The sequence below is a fragment of the Gottfriedia sp. NPDC058432 genome (assembly GCF_042721555.1).
Taxonomy (GTDB): domain Bacteria; phylum Bacillota; class Bacilli; order Bacillales; family Bacillaceae_G; genus Gottfriedia.
In genome coordinates, this window is sequence record NZ_JBHXLC010000002.1 from 299373 (window position 1) to 322809 (window position 23437).

Genomic DNA, 23437 nt, shown 5'->3' on the forward strand with positions numbered 1-23437 from the left:
CCATGGATGGGTTCATTAGTCTATGGCTTTTTTCTATGGATTGGTACGGAAAATAGAAGGAGAATTTATCATGATTGCATGTAGTATAGAAAAAATTTCAAAAATGTTTGGTGGAAATTCACTTTTTACAGAATTATCATTTCAAATACATCAAGGTAGCCGTGTAGGTTTAGTTGGAGCAAATGGAAGCGGTAAAACTAGTATTTTTAAACTTTTAACGGGCATAGAAGCACCTGACACTGGTTCAATTCATTTTAAAAAAGGATTAAAAACAGGTTACTTAGCTCAAATTCCTGTTTTTCCAGATGAGATGACTAGTAGGGATGTATTATTAACGGTTTTTGAAGAATTACGAAAAATAGAAAATGAAATGAAGCAATTAGAAATAAAAATGTCTAATACGGTAGATGAACGTACTTTAGAACAATTGCTAGTAAGTTATGGAACATTACAAGAGAAGTTTAGTAATAACGGTGGTTACGAGATGGAGGCTTCACTTGCGAAAATTGCTAATGGTTTAGGGATTACCGATTTACTTACTAAACAATTTGCTTCTTTAAGTGGTGGAGAAAAAACAAAAATTGGATTAGGAATCGTGCTTTTACAACAACCTGATTTACTATTACTTGATGAACCAACAAATCACCTAGATTTATCTGCTATTGAGTGGTTAGGTTCATACTTAAAGGAGTACGAAGGAACGATTATTGTCATCTCGCATGATCGTTATTTTTTAGATGAAGTTGTCAATCATATTTTAGAATTAGAAGATGGAGAAATTAACGTCTACCATACGAATTATTCACAATATGTTATTCAAAAAGAAGAAAGATTACTAAAAGAATTCCAGGCTTATGAAGAGCAGCAAAAGAAAATACAAAAAATGAAAGAAACGATTAAACGTTTAAGAGAATGGGCTAATCAAGCAAACCCACCGAATGCAGGTTTGCATAGAAGAGCTAGAAGTATGGAAAAAGCGCTAGAACGAATTGAGAGATTAAAACGCCCGATATTACAAAAAAAGAAAATGGCATTTCAATTAGAGGAATCTGGTCGCAGTGGAAAAGATGTAATTGTTGCCGAGAATCTTTCAAAATCATTTGCAGACAAAGTTTTATTTAATCAGCTTAACTTTTCATTATATTATGGCGAAAGAGCAGTAATTGTAGGAGATAACGGGACGGGTAAATCAACTTTGTTGAAGATGATTTTAGGTCAGTCATCAATCGAGGAAGGAAAAATTAAACTAGGCAGTAACATAAAGATCGGTTATTTGTCACAACATTACGAACCTGTTCATTTGGATCACACAGTACTTCAGGAATTTAGAGAGGAAGTACATGTTACAGAAGGTGAAGCACGTAATATATTGGCTGGCTTTTTATTTTACGGCTATATGGTCTATCGTAAAGTAAGTCAACTTAGTGGTGGAGAGAGAATGAGATTAAGATTAGCTCAACTTATGTATCAAGATATTAATTTATTGATCGTAGATGAGCCTACTAACCATTTAGATATTGAATCTAGAGAAGTACTAGAAGACGCTCTTGAAAAATTTAAAGGAACGATTCTTTCTGTCTCGCATGACCGTTATTTCATTAACAAGCTATTTTCAAAAATTTATTGGCTAGACAATGGAGAGCTTTTCGAATTTATTGATGAATACCAAATTGCGAAAGAAAAAATGACAATCAATCGAAATAATCGAGAAAAAGAAAAAGTAATCAAAACAAATTCGTATTCTAAACCGATAAAAATAAAAACAAAAATGCGAACGATCGAAGACATTGAAAATGAAATCTATTCTTTGGAAGAAGCAATCAGTGAAATCAATAAACAAATGTTACATGAAAATGATCTAAACATTTTACAGAATTATCATCGAGCACTTGAAGAATTAGAAATGAAATGTACCGCTTTATATAAAGAACTTGAAGAATGTATTGAATATTAAATTAAAAGATCTAATATAGGATTTATAGAAACTTATAGGCAAAAACATCAATTAAATAAATTAGTTAGTTAAATGTCTTAGTACTTGCTCGTGCCACCATCAGAATTAATATGCTATAGGGATATGATTCTATTTAGGTGGTGAGTGCATGATATTTGATGAACTTTATAGCCGAGATCCTGGACCGGGTTATTCTCAACCAGGCCAAGGTCAAGGCCAAGGACAGGGACCGGGATACGGACCAGGTCAAGGGCACGGTCAAATGCCAGGACACGGTCAAATGCCAGGACACGGTCAAGTGCCAGGACATGGTCAAGTGCCAGGACATGGTCAAATGCCAGGATATGGGCCAGGTCAAGGACACGGCCATGTGCCAGGATATGGACCAGGATATGGACACGGCCATGTGCCAGGATATGGACCAGGGCATGGGCACGGACCAGGATATGGGCCGGGACATGGGTTTCCTGGACCAGGAGGTTATTGGTCTGGAGGGTATTATATCCTTGGTGGTAGAAGATGGTACTTTGTGCCAGGAGTAGGATGGGTTGTTGTATATTAAAAAACAATAAAGCTGATTAATCTTTTTAATCAGCTCTTACATAAAATAGTAGTTCCAAAAACATCTATTCCTCAAATGGGTTATTTCGCCTATTTTATTGATATCCAAAGTTTACTTTTAGGATTATCAGAAGAGAATCCTAACGCTTAATTAAGCTATAAAGAAAAATACCAGTATCCACCTAATCGGATAACTGGTATTTTTATTAATTTCTCTAGAAAGTATAAATTGGAAGCGCAGAAGAAAACTCGACGTTAGTTGCCAATTTTAGGAATTAAGTATAAGTGCAACTACGCCTCTGTCTTCACCTAAGGCTCGCCAATCGGCTAGTTTTCTTTATTTTCAACTCCAAATACAATTCCGCCTTGCTTTCTTGCAGTTTCAGTTACTGTTAAAACTAGCTTGCTAAGCTCTTTTAAGTTTTCATATTCTGTTTGATTTGATTCTTTTATTATGCTAGTAATATTTTGGATTTCATATAGCATATCATTCGGGACTTGGCTAACTTCCAAAGACTCACGGTGCTTTGATTTATGGTTAATCAAAGTAATTTTTGAAATTGGAGATGGCTTATCAATAACTAAAGTTCCGATTTCACCAGTAATTTCACTTTCAATATATGATTGAGAGACTTTAGAGCATTGGATGCTACAGGTGAAGTTTTCATAATTTAACACTAATGTACCACTACCATCAATACCGGTACGCAATTTAACAGGAGTATAATTTACTGAGGCTGGTTTTCCAAATAAACCAATTACTACGTAAATTGGATAAACACCTAAATCTACTAATGCCCCACCAGAAAATTCTGGAGAGAAAACATTTGGATTCTCACCTCTAAGGAATGCATCATATTTAGAAGAATATTGTAGATAATGCAGATTAGCACTTCTAATTTGGCCAACTTTTTCTAGACCTTTTTTTAAAGCTGTAAAGTTAGGTGAGTGGAAGTTACGAATTGCTTCAAATAAATAAACTCCATTTTCTTCTGCAACTTTAAAGGCATGATCTAACTCATTAATTGTTGAGAAAATTGGTTTTTCACAAATGACATGTTTATTATTTTTTAATAATAAAATGGTTTGTTCATAGTGTAATGAGTTCGGCGATGCTATGTATACTACGTCGATATCAGGGCTTGTCGCTAATTCTTCAATATTCGTAAAATACTTAGGAGCGTTGTGCTTTGTAGCAAATGCCCTTGCAGTTTCTTCATTTCTAGAATAAATCGCTGTTAAATTAAGCAATTTACTATCCTTTGAAGCTTCGATAAAACTTTCTGTAATCCAGCTTGTTCCAATAGTACCTAAATTCATTTTTTCAACTCCTAAATAAATTAGTTAACTTTATCTTTACAATCCTAATCGAAAGATATGTTAAAATAAAGTAAAATACATCGAAGGAAGTGACATTTTATGAAGAAAATTTGTGTTTATGCTGGTTCAAATCTTGGGAATAGAGAGTCATTTAGTCTTCAAGCAAAAAAACTAGGTGCCTTATTTGCTAGTAATAATATAGATTTAATTTATGGTGGATCAAGACTAGGAATTATGGCAGAAATTGCAAATGAAGTGTTAAAACAAGGTGGAAATGTCATTGGCATTATGCCTGGTGGATTATTTCGTGGAGAGGTTGCCCATAAAGGGCTAACGCAATTCATTGAGACAGAATCAATGCATGAGCGAAAAGCTTTAATGAACGAGATGTCCGATGGGTTTATTGCACTGCCGGGCGGAATTGGTACTTTCGATGAATTATTTGAGATTATTTGTTGGGCACAAATTGGAATCCACAATAAGCCAATTGGTTTATTAAATGTTGATAACTTCTTTAGCCCTGTGTTAGATTTGCTTAAACATGCTGTAAAAGAAGGATTTATGAACGAAAATACACTTTCATTATTTGTTGTTGCAGAAAATGCAGACGACCTACTAAAACTAATGCATAACTATGAACCACCTGTAATGCAAAATAAATGGAAGCAACTAGAAGGTAAATAATTGTTTTTGGTACTACCCACAAATTTGTGGGTTTTTTTATTGTGAAGTTTAATTAAATTTTGCAGATTTAGAGAGATTCCTAGTTCTATTGCTTCACACATTAGATTAACAATTTTCATAAGTTATCAACAATGTTCGATATAAGTTTGTACTTTTTAGTCTGAATTCACTAGTTATCAACAGACAAAATCAATCTTAATTTGACTCTAATGACTTTATGAAATAAAAATCATTACTTTATAAACATTGTTAACAACTTTATCAACAAATTTCACATTCTGTCCTCATTCTGTCCACAACTAACATTTTGCATAAAAAAAAAGGGCTACTTATGAGAGCATCCCTTTATTCATCAATTTTCTTGTTTTCTTCTATTTTTAAACCATTTTGCCGGACTCAATTTTTTACGATAGTTCGTCATAACATCTTTACCTACAAATACTCCACCAATCCAAAACATTCCTTCTCCAAGAATAACTAATAGAGCAATCAGACCAGCTTTTAAGCTCCCAGAAACAGGTAAAAAAGGTAAAGCAAAGATTAATAAATATGGGATAAATGAGCCAAATACTAAGTAATATGGTATTCTTTTCATGATATTCTCCTTTCAATTCCTTCCATGAGAATAGCATTAATTATTGAGAAAAGGAAGGGGAAAACTTTATAGTTAGTAAGTTATTATTGCAGAAATAGGAGGCCTCAAGATGAATCGAGATATTGTTCTTGAGCTAAAAAGTGTAAATAAGACGATTAGCAATCAAAAGATTATTAAAGATATTAGTTTCGAGTTATATAAAGGGGAAGTTTTAGGTTTACTTGGGCCAAATGGTTCAGGAAAAACGACGACAATGCGAATGATTGTTGGACTTATGAGTATCACGAGTGGTGAGATTTATATCCAAGGCAATTCGATTAAGGAAAACTTTAAAGAATCAATCAAACATATCGGAGCAATGATTGAAACTCCTGCATTTTATCCTTTTTATAGTGGGTATAAAAATTTAATGTATTTTGCTCGAATGTTAGAAGGTGTCTCGAAGGAGAGAGTTCTTGAGGTTATTGATTTACTTGGACTTTCGCATGCTATACATAAAAAGTTTTCAACGTATTCATTAGGGATGAAGCAAAGATTAGGAATTGCCCAAGCGTTATTACATAATCCTTCAATTTTAATTTTAGATGAGCCAACTAATGGATTGGACCCGGCTGGAGTAAGAGAAATCCGTGATTATTTAAAACGGATTGCTGAGGTCGAACAAACAGCAATCCTACTATCTAGTCATCTATTATCTGAAATAGAATTGATTTGTGATCGTTCAATCATTATTCAAAATGGTCAATTTGTTGAATCAATTGAACTGAATGATAAAAGTGGTGAGAAGTTATTTATAGAAGTAGTTGTAAAAAGCACGAAAGTTTTTGAAAGTAGTTTTACAAACGGAGATAATAAGTACAAATTTGACGTTATTAATGATCAAACAATTATTTTTGAAATTGATGAGGAAGATATTCCTTCATTAATGAAAGAGTTGGTACTGGCAGGAATAGAGATTTATTATGTAACGCGCAAAAAAGAAAGGTTAGAAGATCTGTTCATTCAATTGACAGGAGGAAATGTCATTGAGTAATTTTATACGATTAATAGAGAACGAATTACGTAAAATATTCGTTCAAAAATCATTTATCATCACGCTAATTTTACTATTTATCCCAATTATTGTCCTTGGAAGATGGGATTATGTAGAAAAGGAAAGCGGAGCAGCAAAAGCTGAAAACTGGAGAACAGAATTAAAAATAGAAAATAAAAAGATAGAAGAAGTATTAGCAGGGCAAAACTCTTCCGACTTGCCCGCATTTGCAAAAGAGCAAAAAGAGACATATGAGATCAATAAGTATCGTCTTGCACATAATATTTCACCAATTCAACAACACACTGTGTTGGACTTTATGAAAAAAGGTGCAGTCGTAACGAACATTATTGGAATCCTTCTGATTTATTTTGCAAGTAATATGATGTCAAAAGAACATCAGTGGAAAACAATAAATTTCTTGCTCGTTAAACCATCAACAAGACGAATGATTTATTATGCAAAATTTATCAGTTTGGTAATATTATATTTCATCTTTTCTTTTGCAATCATTATTTACTCATTTATTATAGGTAGCGCGTTAAACGGTTTAAATTTTAGTGCACAACCAGTATTACAATATGTAAACAATCATGTAGTAGAGCAAGGTATTTTACCAAGTTTACTAAACGATTATTTAATTAATCTACTACCATACTTGTTCTTTGTTGCTGTTGCTTATTTCTTATCAACAGTTTTAAGGACAAGTAGTATTTCTTTATTAATAAGTATAATCCTATTAGCAACTTCCGATGGGATAGGAACATTATTAAGAGAGAAAAGCTGGTCTAAGTTCTTACCATTTATGCACACTGATTTAACAGTTTATACAAAGGGGATCAATATAGAAAACGGCATGAGAATTGAATTTTCTATAGCAGTATTGATCATTTATATTTTAATATTTCTTGTCACTGCTGGCGAAATCTTTAAGAAGAGGGACGTTGCTGGACAATAGAAAAAAGGATAAGGTAAAGCGCCTTATCCTTTTACTCTATTCTATTTCTCCTTCAGCATTGATTCGTATGGAATGGTATTAGTACTAGATGTTTTGTAAATTGAGCAAACGTTGAATTGTGCAGATTTGTTATACTCCCATTTAAGACATGCGTTTTGGTTGTATTCTACTGAGGAAGCAGTTGTGAAAAAAATAACAGCTAGACTGAAAATGGTAAATCCACCAATTAAGCCACGTTTAATTTCATCGCAATTTTCTTTAAGCCATAGAATCGTTTTGCGCATATACTCCTCCAAGAGTTTAAAATAAATATAGTAATTCATTCTATGAACAAAAAGGGTAAGATAATACAAAACTAGGGATAAGTTTGACTAGAAGAATATTCCAAAAAGTAAAGATGCCTTTTAGGTGTTGAAATATAAAACGATCAATAGAGAAAACGGACATTAAATGAACATTTATTAATGATGAAATTTTCATTTTTTGGATGATCTAGCTATTAATGGTTTTAAATTTTATTATGTATGATCAATTTTATGATTCAAATAACACCAGTAATGGTTTTTTCAGAAGTAAAAAATATTATGAGCTAATTTTTATTGATTAGTTTATTAATTAATTCGATATCAATTGACCTACAAACTGATCAATAAACAACTGTTAGGATATTATAAGTAAAGGCTATTTGATTAGGATTTATTGCAGAATTCTTTTTGATGAATAAGTTGATTGGAACGAAAGGGGTGCTCGACTCCTATGGGATAAGCGGGAAGGCTGAGACCCCGCAGGCTCGCCGAGGAGGCTAAAGAATCTCGCCACATGGAAAGCGAGCATCCTGTAGTGGAAATCAACATCTCTCTACTCCTTTACGAAAATTTGGTAAGTTAATTGACAAGGTTGTTTTTCAACAGCGTGAAGGCATCTTTCCCCAAGTAAAGATGCCTTTTTTTATAACTATTCTGCCGATTATTCTATTTTAGTCCTCTTGTTTCAGTAATCCATATAAGAATATATTCATAATTTCATCTACTACTTCTTTTTGTTGGATATATTGTGAAGTTGTTTGGTCCATATTTAAAAAAGCTTGGCTCAAGACTTGGATATAGATTAATAATGTTTGGTTTTGAACCTCATTTCGAACTAAACCTAGTGAACGTCCTTCATCGATTAGTGAGATCAGCATTTTGAATGATTTGTTCATTGTAAAATCTAATACTAATTCTTGAAGTTCTGAGTCTTTTTTCATTAATGCTGTAAACATTTCAAGATTAATTATATCCAGAGCGTTTTTCTTACGAATAAATAATTCCTTAATTTTTTCATTAAAAGGAATATCACTTGAAATCATTTGTTTTGTTTCTTCGTATTGATGATCCATTAATCGAATAATTGTAGCTTTTAGTAGGGCTTCTTTACTACCATAATAATTGTAAATTGATACTTGTGATACATTCGCTAACTTTGCAATATCTGCTATTTTTATATCATTTAAAGGTAATGACAATAATTTAGTTGTACTTTTTTCAATGCTCTCCATTTTCTGCAGAGTTCGTTTTTTATATCCGTCCAATATTGATACCTCCGTCATTATCTATATAATAGTATATCATGTTTTGAAATATTTTATTAAAATTATTTCAAAACATATTCTCTTTTTTATGATTGAGGTATATACTAGTTTTGTAATAATCACAAAGAAATATTTCAAAACAAAGCGGGAGGTTCATTTATGTACGCGATTGAAATTAATAATTTAACGAAGACCTATGGCAATTCTAGAGGAATTACAGATATAAGTTTCAATATAGAAGAGGGAGAAATATTCGGATTCATTGGTCCAAATGGTGCAGGTAAATCAACTACAATTCGAACATTACTTTCGCTAATTTATCCTACGACTGGTAGTGCTAAAATATTTGGAAAGGACTGTGTACAGTTTGCTCCAGAAATAAAAAAAGAAATCGGTTATTTGCCATCTGAAGTTTTTTATTATGACAATATGAAAGTAATGGATTTGTTAAAATACTCAGCTAGTTTTTATAAAAAAGATTGCACGAAAAGAATAAAAGAATTAGCTGAAGTTATGGACCTCGATTTAACGAAGAAGATTGATGATTTATCTTTAGGTAATAAAAAGAAGGTAGGGATTGTCCAAGGATTACTTCATGAACCGAAGTTAATTATATTGGATGAACCGACAAGTGGTCTTGATCCTTTAATGCAGCAAAGATTTTTTGACTTATTAGAGGAGGAAAATAAAAAAGGAGCAACGATTTTATTTTCATCACACATTTTAAGTGAAGTTCAACGTTTATGTGATCGAGTTGCAATTATTAAAGAAGGTAAGATTGTTACAGTAGAAAAAATAAGCACGTTACAAGAAAACAATTACAAACGATTTAAAATAGATATTCAAAACGAAGTAGATCCAAATTTCTTCAATATGCCAGGGGTAAATAATATTGAAATCAAAGGTAAAACGATTAGCTTTATTTTTAAAGGCAATATAAATAAAGTTTTGAAAAAAATAGCGGAAATCGAAATTGAAAATTTATGGATTGAAGAGCCTGACCTGGAGGAAATTTTCTTACATTATTATGAAAAGGAGGCCTAATAAGCAATGAATATTTTTTTACACGAATTAAAAGCTTATCGGAAATCCACCTTCATTTGGACGGCTTCTTTAATAGCAATCGTCGTTTTTTTCTTATCTTTATTCCCAGCTATTGCAAAGGACTATGCAGAGTTTTCAAAAGTGCTAGAGGGTTATCCGGCAGGAGTAAGAAAAGCACTGGGACTTGAGATTGAAAGCTTTGGTAACATATTAGGATTTTACTCGTATGTATTTATCTATATTTCTCTTTGTGGAGCGATTCAAGCGATGATTTTAGGTACTTCAATTATTTCAAAAGAAGTACGTGAAAAAACAGCCGATTTTCTTCTAACAAAACCAGTTACTAGAACAAAAGTTATGACTTCAAAGATTTTTGCAGGTATTGTTTCATTAGCGATTACAAATGTATTCTTTCTAGTAGCAACTATTATAATGGCTGAGTACGTAAAAACAGCGGATTATAGTAGTAAGTCAATTATATTACTATCTGTTTCGTTGTTTATTACGCAGATACTCTTTTTTGGAATTGGCATTTTAATTTCAGTTGTATTTCCAAAAATCAAAGCAGTGCTATCAATTTCACTTGCGATTGTTTTCGGATTTTTTGTAGTTGGAATGGTAGTGGCTACAGATGAAAGCAATGCCAAACGTTTTCTATCACCTTTTAAATATTTTGAACCGAAATATATAATTGCTCATTCGAAATTTGAATCACAATTTTTAACTTTGTCGATCGGAATTATTATTGTTTCAATAATTGCAAGCTATGTGATTTATAAGAAGAAGGATGTTCATGCAGTATAAGTTAAAGGAAAGGGAGGGTGGAAATGAACATATTTTTTAGAGAAATGAAGACATATCGTAAATCGATTATTTTTTGGTGTATCGGAATTGTTTTTTTAGTAGGTAGTGGAATGGCGAAATATAAAGCTACAGCTTCTAATGGCCAAATAACTGACCTTTTTAATCAAATGCCGAAATCCCTTCAAGCGATCATGGGCTCAGGAGCACTAGATTTATCTAAGGCAAGCGGATATTTTGGCATCTTAGTTTTATATTTATATTTAATGGCAACGATTCACGCGGCAATGCTGGGCGCTAATATAATTGCTAAAGAAGAGCGAGATAAAACAGCTGAGTTTTTATTTGTAAAACCTATTTCTAGAATTAAGATCATAACTTCTAAATTAATGAGTGCTCTAGTAAACATTCTTATTTTTAACGGTATTACATGGATATCAAGTGTACTAATAGTAGGAAAGTATAGTAAAGGTGAGAATGTAAATGGTGATATAGCAGTGGTAATGGTCGGGATGTTTATTTTACAGCTATTATTTTTAGTAATTGGTTCGGCTATAGCTGCAGTTTGTAAAAATTCCAAAAAGGCTGCCTCTTATGCAACTGGTATTCTATTAATCACATTTATTTTATCAATTGCAATTGATTTGAATAATCGGATTGAAGGGTTAAAATATCTTACACCTTTTAAGTACTTTGAGGCGAAAGATATTATGTATGGTCGAGGATTTGATGGGATTTATACAACTATTTCAATCGGATTAATTGTAATATTAACTATTGTCACATATGTTTCGTTTAAGAAACGGGACCTACATTTGTAAGGAAAAGCAATTAAATCGAAGAATAAATTGTGTCAAAATCTAAGATAGGGATATTTTGGATTTGTTGGCACTTTTTTTATTTAATATTATATTCAGAAAATATTGACATATATTATTAATCGCAATACCTTTAATATAGTAGGTTATTTCTTGCAAGGGGGTAAAACAAGGGGATGTTTCAACCAACAAAAGAATTTGCAGAATTTCTAGATCGAAAAGATTCATTATCAAATTATCGTAGTGAGTTCTACTTACAACCCAATACAATCTATTTAGATGGAAATTCTCTAGGGCTTCTTTCAAAAAGAGCAGAACAAAGTTTACTAGATTTATTAGATTCATGGAAGACACTTGCAATTGATGGATGGATGCAGGGCGATCATCCATGGTATTATTTTGCAGAAAAATTGGGAGCATTAAGTGCACCATTAGTTGGGGCAAACGAGAATGAAGTGATTGTAACTGGTTCAACAACTACAAATCTTCATCAATTAATTGCCTCTTTCTATCATCCAACAGGTCAGAAAACGAAAATATTAGCAGATGAATTAAACTTCCCGTCTGATATTTATGCAATTCAAAGTCAATTAAGATTAAAGGGCTTTGATCCAGAAACTCATTTAATTCAAGTAAAAAGCCGTGATTGTCGAACAATTAGAGAAGAAGATATTATTGAAGCAATGACTGATGAAATTGCCTTAATTATTCTTCCGACTGTTTTATACCGAAGCGGTCAATTATTAGATATAGAAAGATTAACAAAAGCTGCACATGAGCGAGGAATAGTAATTGGCTTTGATGGATGCCATTCTGTTGGTGCAATCCCTCATCAGTTCCATGAATGGGACGTCGATTTTGCTTATTGGTGTAATTATAAATATTTAAATAGTGGACCAGGTGGAGTGGGAAGCCTATTTGTTCACGAAAAACATTTTGGGACTATGCCTGGACTAGCTGGTTGGTTCGGTTCAAATAAAGAAAAGCAGTTCGATATGAAGCATGAATTTGTTCCGTCTGATACAGTTAGTGCTTATCAAATTGGTACCCCGCATATTTTAAGCATGGCACCGCTTGTTGGCTCACTTGAAATGTATAAAGAAGCTACAATTGAAAAAATTCGAGAAAAGTCTTTACACAGTACAGCTTACCTAATGAGCTTAATCAATGAAGAATTAAGTGACTTTGGTTTTACAATTGGTAATCCACTTGATGATTCAGATCGAGGTGGACATGTTTGTCTTGAACACGATGATGCTGCAAGGATTTGTAAAGCATTAAAGTTAAATGGGATTGTTCCAGACTTTAGAGCACCAAACGTAATCAGATTAGCACCAATCGCATTTTATACTTCTTATGTGGATGTATGGAATAGTGTACAAATCTTAAAGAAAATCATGGTTGAGAAACAATATGAACAGTTTAAGAATGAACGAGAAATCATCGCTTAGGAGTTGTATGCCAATGACTTTAATTGATATATCAAGAAGACTTGAAGATGGTATGCCTGTATGGCCAGGTGATACAAATTTTTCATTCCAATTGAGTTGGACAAAAGAAGAAAGTGGCTCTGTTAATGTTGGGAGGTTAACTTTCAGTACTCACACAGGAACGCATATTGATGCACCATTTCATTTTGATGAAAATGGTAAGAGAGTCATAGATTTAGATCCTAATTTATATGTAGGGATTGCAAAAGTAATCGAGTTGATTGAAGTAGATAGCATTAAAAAGTCGGATTTAGAATCTTTTCATTTCGATGGTGTAGAACGTTTATTAATTAAAACAAATTCATGGAAAAATGATAGCGTTTTCCCAGAGAGAATTCCACATATTGAAAAGGATGCAGCAGAGTTTTTACATGAAAAAGGCGTTAAATTAGTTGGAGTAGATGTACCTTCAGTAGACCCACTTGATAGTAAAGAACTAGAAGCACATCATGCTCTTCATCATGCGGGTATTCATATTCTTGAATCGATTGATTTAAGAAATGTAACTCCTGGTGAGTATGAGCTTATTGCATTACCGCTACCATTAACAGACGCAGATGGTAGTCCAGTACGAGCAGTTTTACGTAAATTAGTTTAGGGGGATTTAGAAATGACACAAGAGCAAAAAAAACTGACAGATTACGAAAAGTATATTCGAACAGAAGAATTATTAAGTTTACAAAAACCTGACGAAGAATTATTTTGTCCGGATGAATTAACGTTTCAAACGGTTCACCAAATTGCTGAGTTACATTTTAAATTAATCATCCAATCTATTCATTTTGCAGATAAACACATGCGTGCAAAAGAGGTTACGAAAGCAACACATCACTTACAACGCATTAATAATCACCTAGTACATTTACCAGCAGTATTTGATATGGTAAAACTAGTAAGTCCAAGTGACTATCATATTATTCGTTTAGCTTTAGGAAGAGGTAGCGGTCAAGATTCTCCTGGATTTAATGAAATCTTAAAATTAGGTCCAACACTTTGGCAGCCTTTTAAAGATTTATTAGATGAAAATTTACTTACACCTGTTCAATTACATCAAGATGCAGCTAAAAACTTTGAGTTATTCCAATTAATGCAAGAATTAACTTGCTTCGATGAAAGATTCCAATCATTCCGCAGACAGCATATTCAACTTGTTCGACGCATGATTGGTATGAATACAAAGAGCTTAAAAGGAGTACCAGCAGAAGCATTAGAACGTGCTGTACGATTTGAATTTTATCCTGAATTATGGCAAACGGTTTGTGACTTAACAGATTTAACGGGATCAAGCTATAATCCAAAGCCACTTTAATAATAGAGGGATGATAAAAACAGATTCGATTATTCGGATCTGTTTTTTTTTACTTAAAATGGAAAAATTGCATTATGGGTATGATAAGCCCATATGATTTTTTAGTAGAGCGGGGTGAGTTCATGGAGAAAAATCTTCAAAAGCAATTAGACTTTGCTGCTTTTTTAAGTGTTATTTCCTACTTAGTTCTTGCGACTGTAAAAGTACTTGTTAGTTTTTATACAGATTCTAGTGCTCTTTTAGCTGATGGACTTAATAATGTAACTGATATTGGTGCGACTTTGGCTGTATTTATCGGAATAAGAATCGCACGAAAACCGAGAGATTTAGACCATCCTTATGGACATTCAAGAGCAGAGCAAATAGCTACTTTAATTGCGTCTTTTATTATGATGTCAGTTGGTTTACAGGTTATTATTGAAAATATACGATCACTTTTCGTAGGAGAATATGAAACTCCGAATAGACTAGCAGCTGTAGTGGCATTTGCTTCTGGAATCTTTATGTTTGGCATTTACTTTTATAATAATAAAGTTGCTAAGAGAACGAAGAGTAAAGGGCTTGAGGCATCAGCGAAAGATAATTTTTCCGATGCATTAGTTAGCTTCGGAACGACGATTGGTGTTTTAGGTGCTTCGATTGGTTTTCCTATTATCGATCCAATCGCAGCCATTTTAGTAGGTGTCATTATTTGCAAAACGGCATGGGAGATCTTTTATGACGCAACCCTCCTATTAACGGATGGATTCGATCCAGAAGAAATGAATCTTTTTACAGAAACAGTTGATAAAGTACCAGGTGTACATAAAGTTGTAGATCTAAGAGCAAGAATGTACGGAAATACAACAATCGCAGATGTAGTCATAGAAGTAGACGGTGGAATAGATGTGAGTAAAAGTCACGGCATCACAGACCAAATCGAAATGATATTAAGCGAACAACATGGAATTCAATATACACACATTCATGTTGAGCCATTAAGGTCAGGTAGAGCAGGAAAGGATTAAGGTATATAAAACAGGAAAAGGGGATCGGAAAAGAATTTAAACTTTTTCGATCCCCGTTTTATTTAATTCATATCTTGATTAATAAATACAATGAATGAGATTAGTAAAGCTAATACTCCCCATATGGATAAATTCATTAAAGAGAAGTGCATGTTCAGTCCCTCAATGGAAGGGAGTTGACCGGCCAAGTAGTCAGTTAGGCCAAGGTTTACACTAAAGAAGTATTTTGCTCCTGACCATGATGTAGCTAGTCCACTTAGGACGCTTCCTGTTATTAAAGCGGCTAGCATAATGCCCATTGCAGCGGGTGTAGTTCGAACTAATACCGATACCATAAATGAAAGTGTTCCAATTATAATACAGACAAACCAAGCAAGTCCAAATGCCATTATGATGTATTGCCATTGGGGAATCAGTTGAACGGAATCAGTTATTAGCTGGTTATTTTTGATGACAAATCCTGTTAACACAGGTACTGTCCAGCCTTTAAAGCTGAAAACAAATCCTGAAACGACATATGCTAATACACCATATAGAACGAGAAGAAAAGAGATTAATAAACAAATTGATATGTATTTACTAAGTAAAACCTTCCATCTTTTGATGGGGCGGGTTAGTAGTATTTTTATCGTACCGTCGCTTCGCTCACCAGAAATAATATCAATTGTAATGACCATGACCAATAAAGGTAGAAGTAGCCACCCAATACTTTGTTCAATTAATTTTCGTATAAATGTAGGAGCACCAGGCGTAGTAGGATTTATATCGTTATCCAAATAATATTGCTCTTGATCAATTTGAACCTTTAACCAACTTTTCCATTCTTCAGGTATTCCTGATGAGTTTAATCTATTTTGTTGGTCGACTATTTTTTGTTGAAGTGCTACTTTCCAATTATCAGTACCAAGTCTTTTAACTGTTTCTTCAGTTTGCTGTAGTTGAGCATAAACAAAAATAGGGATTAGCACTGCTAAAATGAAAAAGATAACAAGTATTCTTCGTTTCCTTACCATTTTTTCAATTTCGTTAAAGACGAGTCTAATTAGTTCAGCCACGAACTTCGCCTCCAGTCATTTCCATGAATAAATCTTCCAATGTTTCAGACATTGTTTTAACGCCATTCACTTGTATATTTTCTGCTACGAAATGTTGAATGACCTCATTAATTTTGAGAGGCGACATTCGGCAAAGTATAAGTTCATCCTTTACTACGATATCTTGAATCGTAGAATCCTTTTTTAATAAATCTAGCGCTTTTTGTAATGGAGAAACTCGCCATTCAACTCTTTCAGCCGCTTCCTTTACTAATTCTTTAACTGTTGAAACTCTAACCATTTTGCCTTTATTTATAATTCCTACTCGATCACAAATCATTTCGATTTCACTTAATAAATGACTTGAAATAAATACACTTATATTTTGCTCTTTTACAAGCATATGAATAAATTCACGTAATTCACGAATACCGGCAGGATCTAATCCATTAGTTGGTTCATCCAAAATAAGAAGTTTTGGGCCTCCAAGTAATGCTTGAGCAATCCCCAATCTTTGTTTCATTCCGAGTGAATATGTTTTTACCTTTTCATGAATCCGCTCAGTTAACTTTACTAAATTTACAACTTCGCTTATTTTTTTATCATCTTTAATTCCTAACATTCTCGCAAATTGATTTAGATTTTCCCATCCGGTTAAATATCCGTATAATTCTGGATTCTCTACAATACATCCAATTTGTCGCATCGCTTCTTTGAAATGCGTTTTAACTGGATAACCAGCGATTTCAATCGTTCCTTTTGTTGGTTTGATTAATCCGACTAGCATTCGAATCGTTGTTGTTTTTCCAGCTCCATTTGGACCTAGAAAGCCAAACACTTCACCTTCATACACTTCAAATGAAATTTTATCGACTAGTACTTTTCCTTTAATGCTTTTTGTAACACCATCTAATTTAAGAACTTTATTCATTCGACTCACCTCGAAGCTGACTTCCTATTTTACTAGTTAAGCGATTTGCCATTTCAATATAACCGTCTTTGTTTGGATGAAAATGGTCAGTGTACAAATATTTCTTTTCTTCATTAAAAAATAAATCGAATGTAGGAATGACGTATGCATTATTAGTTTGAAGTACCGCTAATTCGAGTAGATTATCCCATCTCGATACAAAGCTTGACGATGCATCTAAACCTTGAACATTATGAAATGGATTATAATAACCAAATGCATAAATAGATGCTGTAGGATTTTTTTGACGTATTAATTTAAAAATTGATTGTAGATTATTTTTGAACGTTTTTTCATCTGGACGATATGTCTTTAAAAATTGTTCGTTTAATTGATTAGCGCCAGGAAATAAATCATTACTTCCAATGGAAAGAACGATTATGTCCGCAGAGCCAATCGTTTCTTGGATATTTTTTTTCTTTATATCGTTAAGTAAATCTGATGTTTTTGCGCCACTAACAGCTAAATTCGTGATTGTTGTTGGTTGTTTATACTCTTTTTGAAGAATGGTTTTTATTCTTCCTACATAACCTGTTCCCTCATCATCACCGACACCACGCGTAAGTGAGTCTCCTAATGCAACAATCTTCAGTTTATTGTTTTTGTGAACACTGTCATTTTGATTATTTTTCTGTGTATTATTATTCACAATTAGTTTGCTTTTTTGAGGATTTAAAACAGTATAAGCACCTTTCACGAAGCCATATGATAATATAAGGAAACATAGTAATGAAATGAACATGATCAACCGAACAAAATTATTGTATTTCAAATTTTACACCACCAAAAAAGGAAAAATTTTCATTATAAAATCATTATTACCATAATAAAATTAGATTTGCACGAAAAAACCTGTCCTCCAAAAAAAGAGGACAGGTAAATTAGGTTTACGAAACGCGTTTTAATTCTTTTACTTCTAATTTTCGTTCATTATTTAAGAAGTAATATGCCATTCCGACACCAACTGAACCACCAATAATGTTTCCAATTGTAACTGGAATTAAATTATGCAATACATCACCAAACGTAAAGGCTACATCATGCGGCATAATATAGGATAATGTAAAGACTGCGATATTTGCGATACTGTGTTCATAACCAGAGAAGAAGAACGCAAATACTAATAAAAAAATCAGTAACATTTTTGCTAAATCATCTTTAAATCTAGTTGGTAAAAAACAAGCAAGACAGACAAGCCAGTTACATAAAACACCTTTAAAAAATAAGTGGAAAAATGAAGCGTGAATTTTATGGTCGACTACACCAGTTAGAAAATGATTGGCAGGAAAATCTTTTGCTAAACCTGTTAAAAAGTAAATAATTGCAAAAATAAATGCTCCAAGAATATTGCCTGAATAACATGCGATCCAGTTTTTTACTAAATCTAGTTTTGAAGTTTTTTTAGCTAAAGTTGAAAACGTAAAGTACATCGTATTACTAGTAAATAACTCTCCACCACCATAGATAATCATAACTAATGCTGTAGCGAAAACGAATGGATAAGCTATAGATGTAAATGGTGAACTTTGTAATCTAAATAATTCTGCTAATTTTAAACAAACAATGAGAATAAAGCTTATATAAATAGAAGCTAAAGCAGCGCGTGTTAAATATTTAACTAAGCTTTGGTCTAGTATTTTCTTTTTTTTAAGAGCTAAGTCAATACAATATTGGATACTATCTCGTTCCAAATGGTTTCACTCCCTATGCGTTCTTTGATTAACACATTCATAGTATACAAACAAAATACGATTACGAGTTTGTGAAATTATGAACAAATTATGAAATTGAATAAGTTAGATACTATTTATTAATTTTACTTTACATTTTTTAATAATCATCTTACTACTGGTTGAAGATATAATATAATTTCATAGTAAACAGGTTTAGGTAAAAAAAGGAAAGATTCAAATTGGATTTTGAAAACTTAATAATAAAATGGAGAGGTGATTTCAATTGGAAAATGAGTTTGAAGCAAAATTTGATGCGTTACTAAAAAAATATACGGAATTGTTATTAGGAGATTGGTCAGAGGAAAAACAAGCAAAAGTGGAAAAGTGGGTTATGTATACATACATATCAAAATCAATGCCGACATTAGTAAAACATTGGAATGATACATATCCTCAAGCTAAAGAAGAAGTTGTTAATTTAATAAAAGAGATTAAAACGTTAAATGACCAGCATAGAGAAGCTATGGCTAACAAAAATAAGCAATAATCTTTATCCATAATTTTCAAAGATGACGACATATATAAATTATGATAATATAATATTAAGTAAGGGCATACATTTTTCAATAAACAAAATTCGACAAATTATTAAATAATTGTTTTAACAAATTTCAATAGATGATACATTAGTACTATATAGAGAGAAAAGTAAAGTTTAATTTTGGGGGTAGAGTAATGGAACAAGTTATGAAGAATGCTTTTTTATTTATGTCTAAAAATAAGTTTTTAACTAAAATGGCTAAAAAATATGGCCTAAGATTTGGTGCAGGACGTTTTGTTGCAGGCGAAACAATCGATTTAGCTACAAAAGTTATTCAGGACTTAAATAAAAAGAATTTAAAAGTAACAATTGATTATCTTGGGGAATTCGTTGACACGGTTGAAGAAGCAAATGAAATGGCTGATCACTGTATCGAAGCAATTGAAGCGATTGGAAAAGAAAATTTAAATTCACAATGTTCTCTAAAAATGACTTCTATGGGTCTTGATATTTCTGACGAGCTAGTTTTATCAAATATGCGTCGTATTTTAGAGGCAGCTAAAAAGAATGGTGTATTCGTTACAATTGATATGGAAGATTTCACTCGTTGTGAAAAAACAATCCGTATCTTTAAGCAATTAAGATCTGAGTACGATAATATCGGAACAGTTATCCAAGCTTATTTATACAGAACTGAAAACGATATTACAGATTTAAACAGCTTAAAACCAAATTTACGTTTAGTAAAAGGTGCTTATAAAGAGCCTGCTGAAGTAGCATTCCCAGAGAAAAAAGATGTGGATGAAAACTTCAAAAAAATCATTAAAATGCACTTATTAAACGGTAACTTTACTGCAATCGCATCACATGATGAAGCAATGATTGAGTACACAAAACAATTAGTAAAAGAACATAATATTCCAAACGATCAATTTGAGTTCCAAATGTTATACGGAATTCGTACAGAGCGTCAATTAGAGCTTGTTAAAGAAGGCTATAATATGCGAGTTTATGTTCCTTATGGTACTGACTGGTACGGATACTTTATGCGTCGTCTTGCAGAACGTCCTGCTAACGTGGCGTTCGTATTAAAAGGTATGTTCAGTAAATAATTCTAAAATTAAAGGCTAACTAAAAAGGATTGAGTGAGGATCCTTTTTAGTCAGCCTTTTTCTCTTTATACAGGATTTTTTTGTGATAAGTAAGTTATTAGTAAAACAACATTATTCATATAATTGTTTAAATCAGCAAGATCCTAGCTTTATTATTAAGTTTGAGCGAAAAAAGCTTACTGACCCATATTTTTTTTACCGTACTGCTGATTGTTACTTTGTCTACCTTTTTCTTCTCTTTGATCTCCATGACTTGCATTACCCTGAACACTTGCTGCACTAACTCCACCCTTTGATGGATTTCTTTCACGTTTCATATCTTATCACCTCCATTTCTTAGACTAACCTATTTAAATAAACTTATTAGTAAAAAATGGAGTGTGATAAAAAAAGCAGAGGGAGGAATTTAGATCATAAATAAAATTTATTAATTTGAACTTTTTGTTTATTGCGAAAAATAAGAATTTATCATATAGTGGAAGAAGAGGGCTCATTGATAATGGATTGTTTTATCCAGAAAGTGAATGAGTATTCATTCAAGATATGAGGAGGAGAAATGCATATGATCCAAAAAATTAAAAAAGCCGCTGTACTCGGCTCTGGTGTGATGGGATCTGGTATCGCTGCACACTTGGCAAACATAGGTATTCCAACATTATTACTTGATATTGTCCCAAGAGAACTATCTGAGGAAGATGCTGCAAAAGGTCTTTCTACTGACTCCAAAGAATTTCGTAATCGATTTAGTCAAACGGCTATTCAGAAATTATTGAAACAAAAGCCAGCTCCTCTTGCATCTAAGAAAAACTTAACGTTAATTCAAGCAGGTAACTTTGAAGATGACATGAGTCGTTTAAGCGAAGTTGACTGGATTATTGAAGTAGTTGTTGAAAATTTAGCAATCAAAAAACAAGTATTAGCTAGTGTTGATGCATACCGCAAACCAGGCTCAATCGTGAGCTCAAATACATCAGGTATTTCAATTGAAGCAATGTCTGAAGACTGTTCAGATGACTTCAAGAAACATTTCTTAGGCACTCACTTTTTTAACCCACCACGTTATTTAAAATTATTAGAAGTTATTCCTACTAAACATACATCTGAAGAAGTACTTACATTTATGAAAAGTTTTGGAGAAGACGTTTTAGGTAAAGGCGTTGTATTAGCAAAAGATACTCCAAACTTTATTGGAAACCGTATCGGAACATATGGATTACTTGTAACTGTACAAGAAATGCTAAAAGGCGGATACAGTGTTGGAGAAGTTGATTCAATTACTGGGCCAATGATTGGGCGCCCTTCTAGTGCTACATTCCGTACATTGGACGTAGTTGGATTAGATACATTTATCCATGTTGCAAACAATGTTTATGAGCTTGTAGAAGGTGAAGAGAAAGAAGTATTTAAAGTTCCAGAATTTATGAAGGAAATGGCTAATCGTAATTGGCTTGGAAGTAAGTCTGGGCAAGGATTCTTCTTAAAGCAAGGTAAAGAAATCTTAGAATTAGATCCAAGCACATTTGAATATGGAGAAAGAAAAAGCTTGAAAACGGCTTCAACTGAAAGCATCAAACAAGTTAAAGGCTTAGCGAATAAGTTGAAAGCGCTTGTATACGCTGATGATCGTGCAGGTAACTTCTTATGGAGCATTATTAGTCCGGTATTAGTTTATTCAGCTGAATTGTCTGGTGAAATTTCTGATAACATCGTCGGAATTGACCAAGCAATGAAGTGGGGATTTGGCTGGGATTTAGGACCATTTGAAATTTGGGATGCAATTGGTGTATCTAAATCGGTCGTACGAATGGAAAGCGAAGGCTTAACTGTACCGAATTGGGTTAAAAATATGATCGATCGTGGTAATGAAACATTTTATAAGCAAGACAATGGAGTTACAAGCTTCTATCATAATGGTCAATTTGAAGAGTTAGTAAGAAATGATAAAGAAGTTAAATTAAATGTTTTAAAAGAACAAGGTCGAATGATTAAACAAAATTCAGGTGCGAGTTTAATTGACCTTGGAGATGGAGTTGCATGTTTAGAATTCCATACAAAGAGCAATGCAATTGGTATGGATATTACGCAAATGATTAATTTCGCAGTTGATGAAGTTTCAAAAAATTTTAAAGGTTTAGTTATTGGCAACCAAGCTAAAAACTTCTGTGTTGGTGCTAATTTAGCAATGATTTTAATGGAAGCACAAGATGATAACTATTTTGAAATTGAAATGGTAGTTAAAGGATTCCAACAAGCAATGATGAAAATTAAGTACTCAGATAAACCGGTAGTTGTAGCTCCTTATGGTATGACACTAGGTGGCGGTGCTGAAATTTGTTTACCAGCTGCTAGTGTAGTTGCCTCTTCTGAAACTTATATGGGCTTAGTAGAAGTTGGAGTAGGCTTAATCCCAGGTGGGGGCGGTAGTAAAGAGCTTTACATTAAACAATTAAAACAGTTCCCAGAAGGTGTAGAGTTTGATCTACAAGGTCTTGCAAATCGAGTATTTGAAACAGTCGCAATGGCAAAAGTATCGACTTCTGCACAAGAAGCATTTGAAAATGGTTTCTTAAATCATGAAGATCGCAAAGTATTTAATTCAGATCATTTAATTTATGAAGCAAAACAACGTGTACTTGAGTTATATGAAGCAGGTTATAGCGCTCCAATTCGTGAAAAAGTACCAGTAGTTGGTGAGTCTGGTTATGCAACTTTATTAGCTGGTGCAAACTCAATGTACTATTCTGGCTATATTAGTGAACATGATTTAACAATTGCTAAGAAATTAGCTTATGTAATTGCAGGTGGAAAAGTACCATTCGGAACGTTAGTAGACGAAGAGTATTTATTAAATATTGAACGTGAAGCATTTTTAAGTTTAATTTCTGAAATGAAATCTCAAGCACGTATGCAACACATGCTTGTAAAAGGAAAACCGTTACGTAATTAATCTAAAGATGGAGGGA

At 32.9% G+C, this 23437-nt stretch carries 24 protein-coding genes; 15 read left to right on the top strand and 9 right to left on the bottom strand.

From position 1 onward, the window contains the following. Positions 1-70: 70 nt before the first annotated feature. The gene (gene abc-f, locus ACFWM3_RS03670) at positions 71-1954 is read left to right on the top strand and encodes a ribosomal protection-like ABC-F family protein (protein ID WP_390310297.1); all 1884 of its coding nucleotides are present in this window, start codon (positions 71-73) and stop codon (positions 1952-1954) included. A 148-nt stretch (positions 1955-2102) separates the two neighbouring features. After that, a complete protein-coding gene (locus tag ACFWM3_RS03675) occupies positions 2103-2516 on the top strand; it encodes a hypothetical protein (protein ID WP_390310298.1) in 414 nt (137 codons plus the stop codon). Between the two features lie 326 nt (positions 2517-2842). Here ACFWM3_RS03675 and ACFWM3_RS03680 read toward each other — a convergent pair whose 3' ends face one another. After that, complete coding sequence (locus ACFWM3_RS03680) at positions 2843-3835, bottom strand: Gfo/Idh/MocA family protein (RefSeq protein ID WP_056468844.1); 993 nt, start codon at positions 3833-3835, stop codon at positions 2843-2845. Between the two features lie 99 nt (positions 3836-3934). Here ACFWM3_RS03680 and ACFWM3_RS03685 point away from each other — a divergent pair, with 99 nt between their 5' ends. Next, complete coding sequence (locus ACFWM3_RS03685; protein WP_390310300.1) at positions 3935-4519, top strand: LOG family protein; 585 nt, start codon at positions 3935-3937, stop codon at positions 4517-4519. A 352-nt stretch (positions 4520-4871) separates the two neighbouring features. On the opposite strand, the gene ACFWM3_RS03690 is transcribed toward ACFWM3_RS03685, so the two are convergent. Continuing rightward, positions 4872-5114 carry a transporter suffix domain-containing protein gene (locus ACFWM3_RS03690; protein ID WP_056468839.1) on the bottom strand — a complete coding sequence of 81 codons (243 nt, stop codon included), beginning with the start codon at positions 5112-5114 and terminating at the stop codon, positions 4872-4874. A 109-nt stretch (positions 5115-5223) separates the two neighbouring features. On the opposite strand from ACFWM3_RS03690, the gene ACFWM3_RS03695 reads away from it, so the two are divergent. Beyond that, positions 5224-6147 (top strand): ABC transporter ATP-binding protein, encoded by a 924-nt coding sequence (locus ACFWM3_RS03695; protein ID WP_390310302.1) that lies wholly within the window; start codon positions 5224-5226, stop codon positions 6145-6147. Further along, on the top strand, positions 6140-7105 hold the full coding sequence (locus tag ACFWM3_RS03700; RefSeq protein WP_390310304.1) for an ABC transporter permease: 966 nt from the start codon (positions 6140-6142) through the stop codon (positions 7103-7105). The genes ACFWM3_RS03695 and ACFWM3_RS03700 overlap by 8 nt, the downstream gene beginning before the upstream one ends. Before the next feature lie 41 nt (positions 7106-7146). On the opposite strand, the gene ACFWM3_RS03705 is transcribed toward ACFWM3_RS03700, so the two are convergent. Beyond that, positions 7147-7389 carry a hypothetical protein gene (locus ACFWM3_RS03705; RefSeq protein WP_390310306.1) on the bottom strand — a complete coding sequence of 81 codons (243 nt, stop codon included), beginning with the start codon at positions 7387-7389 and terminating at the stop codon, positions 7147-7149. A 692-nt stretch (positions 7390-8081) separates the two neighbouring features. Next, entirely contained in the window at positions 8082-8675 is a 594-nt protein-coding gene (locus ACFWM3_RS03710; protein ID WP_056468826.1) for a TetR/AcrR family transcriptional regulator, read from the bottom strand. Between the two features lie 159 nt (positions 8676-8834). Here ACFWM3_RS03710 and ACFWM3_RS03715 point away from each other — a divergent pair, with 159 nt between their 5' ends. The 7 genes from ACFWM3_RS03715 to ACFWM3_RS03745 all read left to right on the top strand — a co-directional run bounded on the left by ACFWM3_RS03715 (position 8835) and on the right by ACFWM3_RS03745 (position 15144). Then, complete coding sequence (locus tag ACFWM3_RS03715) at positions 8835-9719, top strand: ABC transporter ATP-binding protein (RefSeq protein ID WP_056468823.1); 885 nt, start codon at positions 8835-8837, stop codon at positions 9717-9719. Positions 9720-9725: 6 nt separating this feature from the next. After that, positions 9726-10523, top strand: a complete 798-nt coding sequence (locus ACFWM3_RS03720; RefSeq protein WP_390310307.1) for an ABC transporter permease subunit — start codon at positions 9726-9728, stop codon at positions 10521-10523. 23 nt (positions 10524-10546) lie between these two features. Continuing rightward, positions 10547-11341 (top strand): ABC transporter permease subunit, encoded by a 795-nt coding sequence (locus ACFWM3_RS03725; protein ID WP_390310308.1) that lies wholly within the window; start codon positions 10547-10549, stop codon positions 11339-11341. A gap of 173 nt (positions 11342-11514) precedes the next feature. Continuing rightward, a complete protein-coding gene (gene kynU, locus ACFWM3_RS03730) occupies positions 11515-12789 on the top strand; it encodes a kynureninase (RefSeq protein WP_390310309.1) in 1275 nt (424 codons plus the stop codon). Between the two features lie 7 nt (positions 12790-12796). Next, complete coding sequence (gene kynB, locus ACFWM3_RS03735) at positions 12797-13426, top strand: arylformamidase (protein WP_056468812.1); 630 nt, start codon at positions 12797-12799, stop codon at positions 13424-13426. Positions 13427-13438: 12 nt separating this feature from the next. Further along, positions 13439-14137 (top strand): tryptophan 2,3-dioxygenase family protein, encoded by a 699-nt coding sequence (locus ACFWM3_RS03740; protein WP_025672328.1) that lies wholly within the window; start codon positions 13439-13441, stop codon positions 14135-14137. Positions 14138-14259: 122 nt separating this feature from the next. Next, positions 14260-15144, top strand: coding sequence for a cation diffusion facilitator family transporter (locus tag ACFWM3_RS03745; protein ID WP_056469044.1), 885 nt, complete (start codon positions 14260-14262; stop codon positions 15142-15144). 62 nt (positions 15145-15206) lie between these two features. Here ACFWM3_RS03745 and ACFWM3_RS03750 read toward each other — a convergent pair whose 3' ends face one another. The 4 genes from ACFWM3_RS03750 to ACFWM3_RS03765 all read right to left on the bottom strand — a co-directional run bounded on the left by ACFWM3_RS03750 (position 15207) and on the right by ACFWM3_RS03765 (position 18839). Continuing rightward, positions 15207-16166 carry an ABC transporter permease gene (locus ACFWM3_RS03750; protein ID WP_390310381.1) on the bottom strand — a complete coding sequence of 320 codons (960 nt, stop codon included), beginning with the start codon at positions 16164-16166 and terminating at the stop codon, positions 15207-15209. A 25-nt stretch (positions 16167-16191) separates the two neighbouring features. Next, the gene (locus ACFWM3_RS03755; protein WP_056468809.1) at positions 16192-17109 is read right to left on the bottom strand and encodes an ABC transporter ATP-binding protein; all 918 of its coding nucleotides are present in this window, start codon (positions 17107-17109) and stop codon (positions 16192-16194) included. Then, positions 17102-17920, bottom strand: a complete 819-nt coding sequence (locus tag ACFWM3_RS03760; RefSeq protein WP_056468805.1) for a GDSL-type esterase/lipase family protein — start codon at positions 17918-17920, stop codon at positions 17102-17104. Before ACFWM3_RS03760 ends, ACFWM3_RS03755 begins: the two co-directional genes overlap by 8 nt. Positions 17921-18035: 115 nt before the next feature. After that, on the bottom strand, positions 18036-18839 hold the full coding sequence (locus ACFWM3_RS03765) for a formate/nitrite transporter family protein (RefSeq protein WP_390310311.1): 804 nt from the start codon (positions 18837-18839) through the stop codon (positions 18036-18038). A gap of 265 nt (positions 18840-19104) precedes the next feature. On the opposite strand from ACFWM3_RS03765, the gene ACFWM3_RS03770 reads away from it, so the two are divergent. Beyond that, complete coding sequence (locus ACFWM3_RS03770; protein ID WP_390310313.1) at positions 19105-19368, top strand: DUF2573 family protein; 264 nt, start codon at positions 19105-19107, stop codon at positions 19366-19368. A 188-nt stretch (positions 19369-19556) separates the two neighbouring features. Continuing rightward, entirely contained in the window at positions 19557-20474 is a 918-nt protein-coding gene (locus ACFWM3_RS03775; protein ID WP_056468798.1) for a proline dehydrogenase family protein, read from the top strand. 176 nt (positions 20475-20650) lie between these two features. On the opposite strand, the gene ACFWM3_RS03780 is transcribed toward ACFWM3_RS03775, so the two are convergent. Continuing rightward, positions 20651-20791 carry a YuzL family protein gene (locus tag ACFWM3_RS03780; RefSeq protein ID WP_098232476.1) on the bottom strand — a complete coding sequence of 47 codons (141 nt, stop codon included), beginning with the start codon at positions 20789-20791 and terminating at the stop codon, positions 20651-20653. Positions 20792-21039: 248 nt separating this feature from the next. Here ACFWM3_RS03780 and ACFWM3_RS03785 point away from each other — a divergent pair, with 248 nt between their 5' ends. Then, a complete protein-coding gene (locus ACFWM3_RS03785; protein WP_390310382.1) occupies positions 21040-23421 on the top strand; it encodes a 3-hydroxyacyl-CoA dehydrogenase/enoyl-CoA hydratase family protein in 2382 nt (793 codons plus the stop codon). The last annotated feature ends 16 nt before the right edge of the window (positions 23422-23437 follow it).